The following is a 14,874-nucleotide window of genomic DNA, read 5'->3' as shown; positions in this document are numbered from 1 at the left end:
ATCGCGGTTGGCTGTGCCCACCCGACGGCAACCTCACCGACCCGCTCTAGTCGAAAGGGTCGTGTAGCCGCTTATGGTATGCACTCGAACACAAATGACATAGCGCAGCCCGTCAATTTCCTTAAATCTGCCCTACGAGTACAGTGCTGGACTTAACGGTAACCACAAGCCACACCACGGTTAACCCACAAATAGCAGGTCATGGCGGCCGCACGCACCCGGAAAATACAAAAAAGCAAGCTCAACAGTGAGCTTGCTTGCATCTATTGCCCTTACCAGGGCGAAGATAATGAATTTAACACCCGCAATCGATCAACACACTGCTGCCAGAAATTACATGCAGCCATGATAACGCCCGCACATCTGGCACAGCTCAATGATGAGAGAAACAAAAAGGGAATAAACACGTCAGCTAATCCATTAACTCGGAGCGGCAACATCCATAACCGATCGATAGAAAACAGCAGAAACGCACTGCGCGCATACATCAAAGGGGAATATTATGCCATGAGAAAAACTCGGAATCAGCCTAGATTGGCATCATATTGCGTTGCTCAAAGGACTCAGGTGAAAAGCTGAGTTCGGCCTGCCCTAGCGCCCTACTCGTCTTCATTTACTCGATCACGCAGCTCTTTCCCTGGCTTGAAATGTGGAACAAACTTGCCATCCAGCGTGACCGAGTCACCCGTCTTGGGGTTACGCCCGACGCGCGGCGCGCGATAATGCAGTGAGAAGCTGCCAAAACCACGGATCTCAATCCGATCGCCAGTGGACAATGCCTGAGACATCTGCTCCAGCATGGTCTTGATCGCCAACTCAACATCCTTCGACGAGAGCTGCCCCTGATGGGTGACGATGCGCTCGATCAACTCCGACTTGGTCATGGTTTTCCCTTCTTTTTCAAGCGGCTAGATCACTAGATAAAAAGGTTTTAGCACGCCTCGTCAGATTTGAACAGCCTATAAAACAACACCTTAGCGATTTTTAGGCACAAAAAAGGACGACCGAAGTCGCCCTTTTTCTGGATCACCTGAACTTAGTTCTGGTTTTCCATTTGCGCACGGATCAGATCACCGATGGTGGTCGGACCAGCAGAAGCAACTTCGTCCTGCTTAGTACGCATTTCTTTGATAGCTTCTTTTTCGTCTTCAACGTCTTTCGACTTAACCGACAAGCTGATTACGCGGCTCTTACGGTCAACGCTGATGATTTTAGCTTCGACTTCTTCGCCTTCTTTCAGGACGTTGCGCGCGTCTTCAACGCGGTCACGGCTGATTTCGGAGGCTTTCAGAGTGGCTTCGATGCCGTCGGCCAGGGTGATGATGGCGCCTTTGGCGTCAACTTCTTTAACGATACCGCGCACGATGGTGCCTTTATCGTTAACAGCAACGTAGTCGGAGAACGGATCTTCTTCCAGCTGCTTGATGCCGAGGGAAATGCGCTCACGCTCCGGATCAACGGAGAGGATAACGGTTTCCAGCTCGTCGCCTTTCTTGAAGCGGCGTACAGCTTCTTCGCCTACTTCGTTCCAGGAGATGTCGGACAGGTGAACGAGGCCGTCGATGCCGCCATCCAGACCAATGAAGATACCGAAATCGGTGATCGACTTGATTGTGCCGGAGATTTTGTCGCCCTTGTTGAACTGACCGGAGAAATCTTCCCACGGGTTAGTTTTGCACTGCTTGATACCCAGGGAGATACGACGACGCTCTTCGTCGATATCCAGAACCATAACTTCCACTTCGTCGCCGACGTTAACGACTTTCGAAGGATGGATGTTTTTGTTGGTCCAATCCATTTCGGATACGTGCACCAGGCCTTCCACGCCTTCTTCCAGCTCTGCGAAGCAGCCGTAGTCGGTCAGGTTGGTTACGCGCGCAGTAACACGAGTGTCCTGCGGGTAACGCGCCTTGATGGCAACCCATGGATCTTCGCCCAGCTGCTTGAGGCCGAGGGAAACACGATTGCGCTCGCGATCGTACTTGAGGATCTTGACGTCGATTTCATCGCCAACGTTGACGATTTCAGACGGATGCTTGATGCGCTTCCAAGCCATGTCGGTGATGTGCAGCAGGCCGTCGACGCCACCCAGATCCACGAACGCGCCGTAGTCGGTGAGGTTCTTGACGATACCTTTAACTTGCTGACCTTCCTGCAGGGACTCCAGCAGAGCTTCGCGCTCGGCGCTGTTCTCGGCTTCCAGCACGCTGCGGCGGGAAACGACAACGTTGTTGCGCTTCTGGTCCAGCTTGATAACTTTGAATTCGAGCTCTTTGCCTTCCAGGTGAGTGGTATCACGCACCGGACGGACATCGACCAAGGAACCTGGGAGGAACGCACGGATGCCGTTAACGTCGACAGTGAAGCCGCCCTTAACCTTACCGTTGATAACGCCCGTAACCACTTCCTCAGCGGCGAAAGCTGCTTCCAGAACGATCCAGCACTCGGCACGTTTGGCTTTTTCGCGGGACAGCTTGGTTTCACCAAAGCCATCTTCAACCGCGTCCAGGGCAACGTGAACTTCGTCACCGACCTTGATGGTCAGCTCGCCAGCGTCGTTGTGGAACTGTTCCAGCGGGATGAGGCCTTCAGACTTCAAACCAGCGTGAACGGTTACCCAACCAGCTTGGTAATCGATGTCGACGATGATAGCGGTGATGATCGAGCCAGCCTGAAGATTCAGGGTTTTTAGGCTTTCTTCAAACAGTTCAGCAAAGCTTTCGCTCATTTTAATTCCTGTTGATTCAGGGCAGGGAATCCGCCCAAACCACATTCCAGACAATGTGGGTACGTTCATTTAAAAAGAGGCTAACGGGACTAGGACTGGGTTCCCGTACGCCTCCTTGCGAGCCGGTCAGCTTAAAGCAGCTGTGGCTCTTATCATCCGGCGAGATCGCGATTGGCGACTTCACTCAGAATTCGTTCAAGCACTTGTTCGATGGAGAGTTCAGTGGAATCCAGCTGGATCGCATCGGCTGCCGGCTTGAGCGGAGCCACTGCACGCTGGGTATCGCGCTCATCGCGCGCCTGAATCTCATCAAGAAGACTCGTGAGGTTAACATCATCGCCCTTAGCCTTCAACTGCAAGTAACGGCGACGGGCACGCTCCTCGGCGCTGGCGGTGAGGAAAATCTTCAGCGGCGCATCCGGAAACACCACAGTGCCCATATCGCGGCCATCGGCAACCAGTCCTGGCATTTCTTGGAAGGCCTGCTGACGCTGCAGCAGTGCTTCACGCACGGCAGAGAGCGAGGCCACCTGCGAAGCACCGGCCCCAACCTGCTCATTGCGGATGAGATCAGTGACCTCTTCGCCCTCAAGAATGATGCGCTGACCATGGCCATCGCCCGCAGCAATAAATTGCACATCCAGATGAGCAGCGAGCAGTTTCATTGCTTCTTCGTTGGTCAGATCAACGCCGTGATTACCGGCGGCAAAGGCCAGCAGGCGATACAGCGCGCCCGAGTCCAACAGATTCCAGCCTAGTTGTTTGGCCAGCAGGCCAGCAATGGTGCCCTTGCCCGAGCCGCTCGGCCCGTCGATGGTGACAACCGGCGCGACGATCATGCCTTGCCCTCCTCGGCCACACGAATGCCAACCTGAGCCGACAGCGCGAGGAAGTTAGGGAACGAAGTGGCAACGTTGGCGCAATCATGGATGCGGATCGGCGCAGTGGCGCGCAACGACGCCACGCTGAACGACATGGCGATGCGGTGATCGCCGTGCGCCCAGACTTCGCCACCACCGATGCTGCCGCCCTCAATGATAATGCCATCTGGCGTTGGCTCGGCCTTGACGCCCAGAGCAATCAAACCATCAGCCATCACCTGAATCCGGTCGGATTCCTTGACCCGCAGCTCTTCGGCGCCACGCAGCACAGTACGACCTTCAGCCACCGACGCAGCAACAAACAGCACCGGGAACTCATCAATAGCTAGGGGCACCAGGTCTTCGGGGATATCAATACCTTTGAGCTTGGCGCTGCGCACGCGAATATCAGCCACGGTCTCGCCGCCGACTTCACGTTGGTTTTCCAGGGTGATGTCGCCGCCCATCAGCTTGAGGATATCGATGACGCCAGTACGGGTCGGGTTGATGCCTACGTGCTCAAGCACCAGCTCCGAGTCTTCGGCAATGCTGCCGGCCACCAGAAAGAATGCTGCCGAGGAGATATCTGCAGGCACTTCGATATGGGTCGCGGTCAGCTTATGGCCTGATTCAACGCTGGCAGTACTGCCATCCACGGTTACCGGATAGCCAAAGCCGCGCAGCATGCGCTCAGTGTGGTCGCGGGTAGGCGCAGGCTCAGTCACTGAGGTGGTTCCGGCGGCGTAAAGCCCAGCAAGAAGCAGGCAGGATTTAACCTGAGCACTGGCCATGGGCATTTCGTAATCCATACCGGTCAGGCGCTGGCCGCCTTTGATCATAAGTGGCGGGCGACCATCCGGGCCTGTTTCGATCACTGCGCCCATTTCGCGCAGCGGCTTGGCGACACGGTTCATCGGCCGCTTGGACAGCGAGGCATCACCGGTCAGCGTGGTGTCAAACGGTTGCGCTGCCAACAAACCCGAGAGCAAGCGCATCGAGGTGCCAGAGTTGCCCATATACAGCGGACCGGCCGGCGCCTTCAGACCATTCAGACCCACGCCGTGAATGGTCACTCGGCCATGATGCGGGCCTTCGATGACCACCCCCATGTCACGGAACGCTTGTAGCGTTGCCAGGGCGTCCTCACCTTCCAGAAAGCCTTCGACATGCGTGGTGCCTTCAGCCAGCGAGCCGAGCATGATCGAACGGTGAGAGATGGACTTGTCGCCCGGAACGCGAATACGCCCGGAGAGTTTGCCGCCAGGGTTAGCCAGAAAAACCAGATCGTTCGAGTGCATAGCGTCCACATAGGCCCTACGGGCCAAAATTTTGCCGAAATGCTCACGGGCCACGCGGGCGCGGGTGAATACGCCCAGCAATTGATGCCCATCCCCAGCGTCGACCGCGTCGCGCAAGGCGTCGAGGTCGTCGCGAAATACGTCCAGCGTGCGCAGCACCGCCTCGCGATTGGCGAGGAAGATGTCATGCCACATGACCGGATCACTGCCGGCGATCCGCGTGAAGTCGCGAAAACCGCCGGCGGCGTAACGAAAGATCTCCAGGTTCTCACTGCGCTTGGCCAGCGAGTCAACCAGAGTAAAGGCCAGCAAATGCGGCAGGTGACTGGTCGCGGCCAGCACCTGATCGTGATGCTCGACCTCCATATGCTCAACATCCGCGCCCAGCTCGCGCCACAGCGCATCGACCAGCGCCAGAGCCGCATCATCGCTCTGCTCGCAGGGCGTGAGGATGACCTTATGGCGGCGGAACAGCTGCGCATTGGACGCTTCCACCCCGCTCTGCTCGGAGCCGGCAATCGGATGGCCCGGAACAAACCGCACCGATTTACCGGTAAAGGCCAGGCGCGCAGCGCGAACCACATTGCCCTTGGCGCTGCCCACATCGGTGAGCACCGTCGTACCCAGGTCAAGTTTAGCCAGCTCTGTGAGCAGCTTTTCCATGGCCAGGATAGGCACCGCCAGCTGGATAATATCGGCACCCTGACAGGCGGCAGCCAGATCGATCTCACAGCGATCGACCACACCCAGCTCAACCGCCAACCGGCGCGACTCGGGATCGAGATCGACACCTATCACTTCGCGGCACAGGCCGCGCTCACGCAAACCCTTGGCGAAAGAGCCGCCAATCAGGCCCAGGCCAATAACCACCAGGCGGCCGAGCTTAGGGGCGGCAGGTTGCACCTGAGTGACAGCAGAGTTGGCTTCACTCACGCGTTCAGCACCTTGGCCAGGGCGTCAAGGAAGCGCGCGTTTTCAGCAGGCAAACCAATCGAAACGCGCAGGAAATTTGGCATGCCGTAACCGGCCACTGGGCGCACGATCACCCCAGCACGCAGCAGCGCCTGGTTGATCGCAGCGGTATCACGACCAAAGTCCACGGCAATAAAGTTGCCTTTCGACGGGATCCAGCTCAGGCCCAACTCGCGCAAGCCTGCTTCCAGCTGCGCCATGCCGGCGTCATTGAGCTGACGGCTTTGCGCCAGGTAATCGGCATCATCCAGCGCCGCACAAGCGGCGGCCAGGGCCAGACTGTTGACGTTGAACGGCTGGCGCACACGGTTGAGCACATCAGCAATCTGTGCCGAGCTGAGCGCATAGCCAACGCGCAGCGCCGCCAGGCCATAGGCCTTGGAGAAAGTGCGCGAGACCAGCAGGTTGTCATAGCGCGCCAGATACTTGAGGCCGTCCGGCAGCTCATCACCTTCGGCGAACTCGATATAAGCCTCATCCAGAACCACCAGCACATTGCCGGGTACGCGAGCGAGAAAGCGCTCCAGCGCGTCGGGGCCGAACCAGGTGCCAGTCGGGTTGTTCGGGTTGGCGATAAACACCACGCGCGTATTGGCGTCGATGGCCGCGAGCATAGCCTCCAGGTCGTGGCCGTAGTCCTTGGCCGGCACCACTTTGCCCTGGGCACCTACGGCCTGGGTCGAGATGGGGTAAACGGCAAAGGCGTACTGGCTGAATACTGCATTCAAACCCGGCGCCAGATAGGCACGGGCAACCAGATCGAGAATGTCGTTGGAACCATTGCCCAGGGTGACCTGATTGATCTGCACGCCGCAGCGCGCAGCCAAGCGACTTTTCAGCTCGAAACCATTGCCATCGGGGTAACGGGTCAGCTCGGCCAACTCGCTGCGAATCGCTTCCAGCGCCTTAGGGCTTGGGCCCAGCGGATTCTCGTTGCTGGCCAGCTTGACGATGCTGGCCGGGTCCAGATCCAGCTCACGGGCCAGCTCATCCACCGGCTTGCCCGGCACATAGGGCGACAGCTGCTGTACGCCTGGCTGGGCCAGGGCGAGGAAATCGGTCATAGCAAAGCCTCACGCTTAAAGCCGCAAGCCCCAAGTACAGCCCGGCGTCGATGCGCGTGTAGCTTGAGACCTGAGGCGTGCCGCAGCAGTTTTAAAGTACCGCTTTCGGGTAGGAACCCAGCACCTTGAGCGCCACGGCTTCCTGATTGATCTTTTCCAGCACGTCCTTGATCAGCGGGTCGCGGTGGTGACCAACGAAGTCGATAAAGAACACGTAGGTCCACTTGCCGCTGCGCGACGGGCGGGTTTCGATGCGGGTCAGGTCGATGCCGTTGTTGTGGAACGGCACCAGCAGCTCATGCAGCGCACCCGGCTTGTTGCGCATGGAGACGATGACCGAGGTCTTGTCGTCGCCAGTCGGCGGTACTTCCTGGCTGCCGATGATTAGGAAGCGCGTGGAGTTATCCGGACGGTCTTCGATCTTCTCCGCCAGCTTGGTCAGGCCGTACAGGCTGGCTGCCATATCGCCGGCAATCGCCGCGCTGTTCCACTCGCTCTTCACCCGTTTGGCTGCATCGGCGTTGCTCGACACCGCCACGCGCTCAACATTCGGGTAGTGCGCGTCCAACCACTTGCGGCACTGCGCCAGGGACTGGGCGTGGGAATAGATACGGGTGATCTTGTCGGTCTTGGTGGTTTCACCGACCAGCAGGTGGTGGTGAATGCGCAGCTCGACTTCGCCACAGATGACCATGTCGTGTTCGAGGAAGCTGTCCAGGGTGTGGTTGATTGCGCCTTCGGTGGAGTTCTCCACTGGCACCACGCCGAAGTTCACTGCACCGGCAGCCACTTCGCGGAAAACTTCATCGATAGCCGCCATCGGCACGCTGATCACTGCGTGACCGAAATGCTTCATCGCCGCAGCCTGGGAGAACGTACCTTCCGGGCCGAGGTAAGCCACCTTGAGCGGATTTTCCAGGGCCAGACACGAGGACATGATTTCGCGGAATAGCCGCGCCATTTCCTCGTTGCCCAACGGCCCCTGATTGCGTTCCATGATGCGTTTAAGCACCTGAGCTTCGCGCTCTGGGCGATAGAACACCGGCTTCTCGCCTTCCGGCAGGGCCTTCATCTTCACCCGCGCGACTTCTTCGGCGCAGCTGGCGCGATCACTGATCAGCGCGAGAATCTTCTCGTCGAGGTTGTCGATGCGCAGACGCAGGGCCTGCAGTTCCTGCTCGGAAATTGGATCGGTCATCAGCCGTGCTCCTTCTCGAACTCGGCCATATAGGCCACCAGCGCTTCAACGGCGTCCAGGCCCACGGCGTTATAGATAGAGGCACGCATGCCGCCGACCGAACGGTGGCCCTTAAGGTTGAGCAGGCCGCGCGCATCGGCACCAGCGAGGAACGGCTTATCCAGCTTCTCGTCGGCCAGGCGGAACGGCACGTTCATCCAAGAGCGGGCGTTATGGGCAATCGGGTTGCTGTAGAAATCGCTGGTATCGATGGCCTTGTACAGCAGATCTTTCTTGGCGCGGTTGATCCGCTCCATGGCTGCCACCCCGCCCTGCTCTTTCAGCCACTCGAACACCAGGCCGGACAGATACCAAGAGAAGGTCGCCGGGGTGTTGTACATCGAGCCGTTATCGGCCGCGATCTTGTAGTTGAGCATGGTCGGGCAGACGCTGCGGGCACGACCGAGCAGGTCTTCGCGGACGATGGTCACCACCAGGCCGCTGGGGCCGATGTTCTTCTGCGCGCCGGCGTAGATCAGGCCGAACTTCGACACATCGATCGGGCGCGAAAGGATGTCGGAAGACATATCCGCAACCAGCGGCACGTCACCGACTTCGGGAATCCAGTCGAACTGCAGGCCACCAATGGTTTCATTGCTGGCGTAGTGCAGGTAGGCGGCGTCTTTCGACAGCTGCCACTCGTTCTGCCCAGGAATGGCGAAGTAGTCATAAGCCTTGGCGCTGGCGGCGACATTGATGTTGCCGTAGCGGCTGGCTTCTTCGATGCTTTTCTTCGACCAGATACCGGTGTCGATATAGTCGGCAACGCCATCTTCCGGCAGCAGGTTGAGCGGGATTTCAGCGAACTGCTGGCTGGCCCCGCCCTGCAGGAACAGCACCTTGTAGTCGGACGGGATCTCCATCAGGTCGCGCAGATCCTGCTCGGCCTTTTCCGCGATAGCGGTGTATTCGTCACTGCGGTGACTCATCTCCATCACCGACAGGCCTTTACCCTGCCAATCGAGGAGATCCGCCTGGGCGCGTTGCAGAACAGCTTCAGGAAGCGCGGCCGGGCCGGCGCAGAAGTTAAAGGCTCGCTTGCTCACATCCACTCTCGCTCAAAATAGTGGGCGGGCTGGTGCGTGCCAGCAGCCGCCAAATCCTACGCCGTCAGAGGCGAGCGCACTCGCCCCGACAGATCACTCTTCGCTGATTGGGCTTTCGTCAGCTGCGGCTTCGGGTGCATCACCTGCATCCGCAACTGCGCCGTCAAAACCCTCTTCGCCTTCCAGCAGCTCTTCGTCGTCTTCCGCCGAAGGCTCCTGCACACGCTCAAGACCCACCAGGGTTTCATCCTTGGCCAGCTTGATCAGGGTCACGCCCTGGGTGTTACGACCGAGGCTGGAGACTTCGCTGACACGGGTACGTACCAGGGTGCCCTGGTCGGAAATCAGCATGATCTCCTCGCCTTCAAGCACCTGCACGGCGCCGACCAACTTGCCGTTACGCTCGTTGCTGACCATGGCGATTACGCCCTGGCCGCCACGACCGCGACGCGGGAACTCGGCCATCGCGGTGCGCTTACCGTAGCCACGTTCGGAAGCGGTGAGAATCTGCGCGTCGGCTTCAGGAATCAGCATGGAGATGATTTCCTGCCCTTCCGGCAGACGCATACCACGCACACCGCGAGCGGTACGACCCATGGTGCGGACCTTGCTTTCCTTGAAGCGAATCACCTTTCCGCCGTCGGAGAACATCATCACTTCGCGGGCGCCGTCAGTTACGGCAGCGGAGATCAGGGTGTCATCTTCGTCCAGCTTGAGGGCGATCAGGCCCGAGCTGCGCGGACGGCTGAACTGCACCAGCGGCGTCTTCTTCACAGTGCCTTTGGCCGTAGCCATAAAGATGTAGGCACCGGTCGGTTCATCCGGGGTCTCGTCGTCGGCGTCATCGCCTTCGGCCAGGTCTTCGACTTCTTCAGCCTCGACCACTACGCCTTCGATATCGTCCGCCTCGTCGCCTTCCGGCGCCTGCTGACGCAGCGCTTCCAGGTCGACCTGGAGCATGGCGGTAATGCGCTCGCCGTCGTCCAGCGGCAACAGGTTGACCAGCGGACGACCACGGGCGGCGCGCGAGGCCTCCGGAATTTCGTAGGTCTTCAGCCAGTACACTTTACCCTTGCTGGAGAACAGCAACAGCGTGGCGTGGCTGTTGGCGACCAACAGGTGCTCGATGTAGTCCTCATCCTTCACGCCGGTGGCCGACTTACCCTTACCGCCACGACGCTGCGCCTGGTAGGCATGCAGCGGCTGGCTCTTGGCATAACCACTGTGGGAGATGGTGACCACACGCTCTTCTTCGGTGATCAGGTCAGCCAGGCTCAGGTCCAGACGGTTGTCGAGAATCTCGGTGCGGCGCGCATCGCCGAACTCGGCTTTGACAGCTTCCAGTTCTTCGCGGATCACTTCCATCAGACGCGTGGCGCTGGTGAGGATGCGGATCAGCTCGCCGATCTGGGTGAGGATTTCCTGGTATTCGGCCAGCAGTTTTTCATGCTCAAGACCGGTCAAACGGTGCAGACGCAGCTCGAGAATGGCCTGGGCTTGTTCCGGCGAGAGAAAATACTTGCCGTCACGCAGACCGTACTGCGGATCAAGATCGTCCGGACGGCAGGCGTCGGCACCGGCGCGCTCGACCATGGTTTCCACCGCACTGGATTCCCACGGTGTGGCGATCAGCGCCAGCTTGGCTTCGGCCGGGGTCGGCGAGGCCTTGATCAGAGCGATGACCGGGTCGATGTTGGACAGGGCAACCGCCTGGCCTTCAAGGATATGGCCACGCTCACGGGCCTTACGTAGCTCAAATACGGTGCGACGGGTGACCACTTCACGGCGGTGCAGAATAAAGGCTTCGAGCATGTCCTTGAGGTTAAGGACCTTCGGCTGGCCGTCGATCAGCGCCACCACGTTGATACCGAACACGCACTGCATCTGGGTCTGGGCGTAGAGGTTGTTAAGCACCACTTCCGGTACTTCGCCACGACGCAGCTCGATGACGATGCGCATGCCGTCCTTGTCAGACTCATCACGCAGCTCAGTAATGCCTTCGAGCTTCTTCTCTTTAACCAGCTCGGCGATTTTCTCGATCAGGCGCGCCTTGTTCAGCTGATACGGCAGCTCGCTGACGATGATCTGCTGGCGGCCACCGACCTTGTCGATGTCTTCGATAATCGCCCGGGCGCGCATATAGATGCGGCCACGGCCGGTGCGGTAGGCCTCGATGATGCCGGCGCGACCGTTGATGATCGCTGCTGTCGGGAAGTCCGGACCTGGGATGTATTGCATCAGCTCATCGACAGTCAGCTCGCCGTTGTCGATCAGCGCCAAACAACCATTGATCACTTCCGTGAGGTTGTGCGGCGGAATATTGGTGGCCATGCCCACGGCGATACCGCTGGAGCCGTTGACCAACAGGTTGGGGATCTTGGTCGGCATAACCGCCGGGATCATCTCGGTGCCGTCGTAGTTCGGCACCCAATCCACGGTTTCTTTATGCAGGTCAGCCAGCAGCTCATGGGCCAGCTTGGTCATGCGTACTTCGGTGTATCGCATGGCGGCTGCGTTATCGCCGTCCACCGAACCGAAGTTGCCCTGGCCGTCGACCAGCAGGTAACGCAGCGAGAATGGCTGCGCCATGCGGACGATGGTGTCGTACACCGCGGTATCACCGTGTGGGTGGTACTTACCGATGACGTCACCGACCACACGGGCGGACTTCTTGTAAGCCTTGTTCCAGTCGTTGCCCAACTCACTCATGGCAAACAGCACACGGCGGTGCACGGGCTTCAAGCCATCGCGTGCATCCGGCAGCGCTCGCCCAACAATTACGCTCATCGCGTAATCGAGGTAAGACTGCTTGAGTTCGTCTTCAATATTGACCGGGAGGATTTCTTTGGCCAGTTCGCCCATGAGTAGCCTTGTTCCTTTTTCTGGTGAAACTCCGCGCCGCTCGTCCTGAGTGGTGTGGAGCCTGTCGCCGTGCCTTGAGGCTCATAGCGACTCACGACAAATCAATAAGTTATGCCATGTATCTGCGCAGGTAAGAGGCCCATAACGGGCACCCCCGAAAACCGCCGGAGCTTACCACAATCAGTGCGTCGCACCTATCCCCAGCGCCACCCTACCGACTAGGTGTGCGCACCCGCAGAAAAACTCAGTGCAGGCGCTTGCGGCACATCAATTGCGCCATTTTTTCCGCATCCGGACGATCAACCACACCCTTCTCGGTGACGATAAAGTCGATCAGGTCCGCCGGGGTCACATCGAATACCGGATTGAGCGCTTCGATACCGCCAGCGATGCGCTTACCGCCCAGCTCCAGCAGCTCGCTTGGGTCGCGCTCTTCCAGGAAGATATCGTCGCCATGCTCCATGGCCATGTCGATGGTCGAGCTGGGGGCGACCACCATAAAGCGCACGCCATGGTGCATGGCGTTCACCGCCAACTGATAGGTGCCGACCTTGTTGGCCACATCGCCATTGGCAGCAATGCGGTCCGCGCCGACGATGACCCAAGTGATGCCACGGGTTTTCATCAGATGTGCGGCAGCCGAATCGACATTCACCGTCACCGGGATGCCGTCAGTCGCCAGCTCCCAGGCAGTCAGGCGCGAGCCCTGCAACCAGGGCCGGGTTTCGTCGGCATATACCCGTTCAAGCAAACCCTCATGAAAAGCCGCACGAATCACCCCCAGCGCGGTGCCAAAGCCACCCGTGGCCAGGGCGCCGGCATTGCAATGGGTCAGCAGGTTCTGCTGATTGCCCTGGTGCTTGCGAATCAAATCGACGCCCAACTGGGCCATGGTCAGGTTGGCTTCGCGGTCACTTTGATGGATGCCGATGGCTTCAGCCTCCAGCAGCGCCAGCGGGTCGTCATGGATTTTCAGCCGTGCAAGACGATCACGCATGCGTTCAAGCGCCCAGAACAGGTTGACCGCCGTCGGCCGCGATGCAGCCAGCAGGTCGAAATCCACCTGCAATGCCGCTCGCCAGTCGCCGCCCTCCTGCAGACGAGCCCTTACAGCCAGGACAATCGCATAGGCCGCACTGATGCCGATGGCCGGCGCGCCACGCACCACCATGCTACGGATCGCCTCGGCGACATCCGCAGCCGAGTGATAGCTCAGCCAGGTTTCCTCGAAAGGCAGCGCGCGCTGATCCAGCAAGTGCAGAGCGCCGTCACGCCACTCGATGGCCCTGACCTTCTCTGCCGCTAGCAGTTGCTCGCGCATGACATACCTCCGCCGGAAAAAGCCGGCCATTATACGCACAGCATTGGGCACATCGCGCCAGATCAGCTGCATGCAGCTTCAAGCCTAGGGCGTTCCCCTATAAACTCGCCACTCTATTGACTGCCGGAAGCCTTCCCATGCCCCAAGCTCCGCTCGATTTGCTGCTGCTGCCCACCTGGCTGGTCCCGGTCGAGCCAGCTGGCGTGGTGCTGCTGGAGCATGGCCTGGGCATCCGCGACGGGCGCATCGCACTGATCGCACCGCGCGCTGAAGCGCTTAAACACGCAGCCCTGCAGGTTCTTGAGCTACCCGGACGACTGCTCACGCCAGGCCTGGTCAACGCCCATGGGCATGCGGCAATGACCCTGTTCCGCGGCCTGGCCGATGATCTGCCGCTGATGACCTGGCTGGAGAAGCACATCTGGCCGGCCGAGGCCAAATGGGTCAACGAGCAGTTTGTGCAGGATGGCACCGAGCTGGCCATCGCCGAACAGCTCAAGGGCGGTATTACCTGCTTCTCCGACATGTATTTCTTCCCGGAAACCGCCAGCCAGCTGGTGCACAGCAGCGGCATCCGCGGGCAGATCACCATTCCGGTACTGGATTTTCCGATTCCCGGCGCCCGCGACGCTGACGAAGCACTGCGCAAAGGCCTGAATCTGTTCGACGACCTTAAGCACCACCCGCGCCTGAGCGTCGCCTTCGGCCCGCATGCGCCCTACACGGTGAGTGACGACAAGCTGGAAAATATCCGTATGCTCGCCGAAGAGCTGGACGCCGGCATTCATATGCACGTGCACGAAACCGCCTTCGAAGTGCAGCAGAGCCTGGAGCAGCGCGGCGAGCGGCCACTGGCGCGCCTGGCGCGCCTCGACCTGCTCGGCCCGCGCTTCCAGGCCGTGCACATGACCCAGATTAATGATGAAGACCTGGCCCTGCTGGTGGAGAGTAACAGCAGCGTGATCCATTGCCCGGAGTCCAACCTTAAGCTGGCCAGCGGCTTTTGCCCGGTGGAAAAACTCTGGCAAGCCGGGGTCAACGTCGCCATCGGCACCGATGGCGCAGCGAGCAACAATGATCTCGATCTGCTTGGCGAAACCCGCACCGCCGCCCTGCTGGCCAAGGCCGTTGCCGGCTCGGCCACGGCTCTGGATGCCCACCGCGCGCTGCGCATGACCACCCTCAACGGCGCCCGTGCTTTGGGTCTGGATGAGCAAATCGGCTCGCTGGAACTTGGCAAGGCGGCCGATATCGCCGTATTCAACCTCTCCGGCCTGGCCCAGCAACCAGTTTATGACCCGGTTTCGCAGCTGATCTATGCAGGTGGCCGCGCCTGCGTCGAACACCTGTGGGTCGGCGGCAAACAATTGCTCGATGGCGGTCAACTGACGCGCCTGGACGAACAACGGATCATCGCCAATGCCCGCACCTGGGGCGCGAAGATCGCCGGCAAGTGACAGCCAGCCCAGAGAATTCTGGGCACTGC

The 14,874-nt window shown here is 59.5% G+C and carries 10 protein-coding genes; 1 reads left to right on the top strand and 9 read right to left on the bottom strand.

Features of this window, described 5'->3' with window-relative positions; genetic code table 11:
• Positions 1 to 599: 599 nt before the first annotated feature.
• The 9 genes from ihfB to mtnA all read right to left on the bottom strand — a co-directional run bounded on the left by ihfB (position 600) and on the right by mtnA (position 13,388).
• A complete protein-coding gene (gene ihfB, locus CUR33_RS09085) occupies positions 600 to 884 on the bottom strand; it encodes an integration host factor subunit beta (RefSeq protein WP_160085002.1) in 285 nt (94 codons plus the stop codon).
• 152 nt (positions 885 to 1,036) lie between these two features.
• The gene (rpsA, locus tag CUR33_RS09080) at positions 1,037 to 2,728 is read right to left on the bottom strand and encodes a 30S ribosomal protein S1 (protein ID WP_160085003.1); all 1,692 of its coding nucleotides are present in this window, start codon (positions 2,726 to 2,728) and stop codon (positions 1,037 to 1,039) included.
• Between the two features lie 152 nt (positions 2,729 to 2,880).
• The gene (gene cmk / locus CUR33_RS09075; RefSeq protein WP_289239367.1) at positions 2,881 to 3,567 is read right to left on the bottom strand and encodes a (d)CMP kinase; all 687 of its coding nucleotides are present in this window, start codon (positions 3,565 to 3,567) and stop codon (positions 2,881 to 2,883) included.
• Positions 3,564 to 5,819: a bifunctional prephenate dehydrogenase/3-phosphoshikimate 1-carboxyvinyltransferase gene (locus tag CUR33_RS09070; RefSeq protein ID WP_289239366.1), complete on the bottom strand. Its 2,256-nt coding sequence runs from the start codon at positions 5,817 to 5,819 to the stop codon at positions 3,564 to 3,566. The genes cmk and CUR33_RS09070 overlap by 4 nt, the downstream gene beginning before the upstream one ends.
• On the bottom strand, positions 5,816 to 6,922 hold the full coding sequence (hisC, locus tag CUR33_RS09065; protein WP_289239365.1) for a histidinol-phosphate transaminase: 1,107 nt from the start codon (positions 6,920 to 6,922) through the stop codon (positions 5,816 to 5,818). Before hisC ends, CUR33_RS09070 begins: the two co-directional genes overlap by 4 nt.
• Positions 6,923 to 7,013: 91 nt before the next feature.
• Positions 7,014 to 8,120, bottom strand: a complete 1,107-nt coding sequence (gene pheA, locus CUR33_RS09060; protein ID WP_167141464.1) for a prephenate dehydratase — start codon at positions 8,118 to 8,120, stop codon at positions 7,014 to 7,016.
• Positions 8,120 to 9,205, bottom strand: a complete 1,086-nt coding sequence (gene serC, locus CUR33_RS09055; RefSeq protein ID WP_289239364.1) for a 3-phosphoserine/phosphohydroxythreonine transaminase — start codon at positions 9,203 to 9,205, stop codon at positions 8,120 to 8,122. Before serC ends, pheA begins: the two co-directional genes overlap by 1 nt.
• 93 nt (positions 9,206 to 9,298) lie before the next feature.
• Complete coding sequence (gyrA, locus tag CUR33_RS09050) at positions 9,299 to 12,067, bottom strand: DNA gyrase subunit A (protein ID WP_289239363.1); 2,769 nt, start codon at positions 12,065 to 12,067, stop codon at positions 9,299 to 9,301.
• Positions 12,068 to 12,311: 244 nt separating this feature from the next.
• Positions 12,312 to 13,388, bottom strand: coding sequence for an S-methyl-5-thioribose-1-phosphate isomerase (gene mtnA, locus CUR33_RS09045; RefSeq protein ID WP_289239362.1), 1,077 nt, complete (start codon positions 13,386 to 13,388; stop codon positions 12,312 to 12,314).
• A 137-nt stretch (positions 13,389 to 13,525) separates the two neighbouring features.
• On the opposite strand from mtnA, the gene CUR33_RS09040 reads away from it, so the two are divergent.
• On the top strand, positions 13,526 to 14,845 hold the full coding sequence (locus CUR33_RS09040; protein ID WP_289239361.1) for a TRZ/ATZ family hydrolase: 1,320 nt from the start codon (positions 13,526 to 13,528) through the stop codon (positions 14,843 to 14,845).
• Positions 14,846 to 14,874: the final 29 nt, after the last annotated feature.

The sequence above is a fragment of the Pseudomonas sp. FEMGT703P genome (genome assembly GCF_002786345.1).
GTDB classification, from domain to species: domain Bacteria; phylum Pseudomonadota; class Gammaproteobacteria; order Pseudomonadales; family Pseudomonadaceae; genus Aquipseudomonas; species Aquipseudomonas peli.
This window is presented reverse-complemented; position numbering and strand designations above follow the sequence as displayed.

Excerpts from the sequence above, each read along its gene's own strand:
- ihfB (WP_160085002.1), bottom strand. The coding sequence starts at position 884 with ATGACCAAGTCGGAGTTGATCGAGCGCATCGTCACCCATCAGGGGCAG.
- rpsA (WP_160085003.1), bottom strand. The coding sequence starts at position 2,728 with ATGAGCGAAAGCTTTGCTGAACTGTTTGAAGAAAGCCTAAAAACCCTG.
- cmk (WP_289239367.1), bottom strand. The coding sequence starts at position 3,567 with ATGATCGTCGCGCCGGTTGTCACCATCGACGGGCCGAGCGGCTCGGGC.
- hisC (WP_289239365.1), bottom strand. The coding sequence starts at position 6,922 with ATGACCGATTTCCTCGCCCTGGCCCAGCCAGGCGTACAGCAGCTGTCG.
- pheA (WP_167141464.1), bottom strand. The coding sequence starts at position 8,120 with ATGACCGATCCAATTTCCGAGCAGGAACTGCAGGCCCTGCGTCTGCGC.
- gyrA (WP_289239363.1), bottom strand. The coding sequence starts at position 12,067 with ATGGGCGAACTGGCCAAAGAAATCCTCCCGGTCAATATTGAAGACGAA.
- mtnA (WP_289239362.1), bottom strand. The coding sequence starts at position 13,388 with ATGCGCGAGCAACTGCTAGCGGCAGAGAAGGTCAGGGCCATCGAGTGG.
- CUR33_RS09040 (WP_289239361.1), top strand. The coding sequence starts at position 13,526 with ATGCCCCAAGCTCCGCTCGATTTGCTGCTGCTGCCCACCTGGCTGGTC.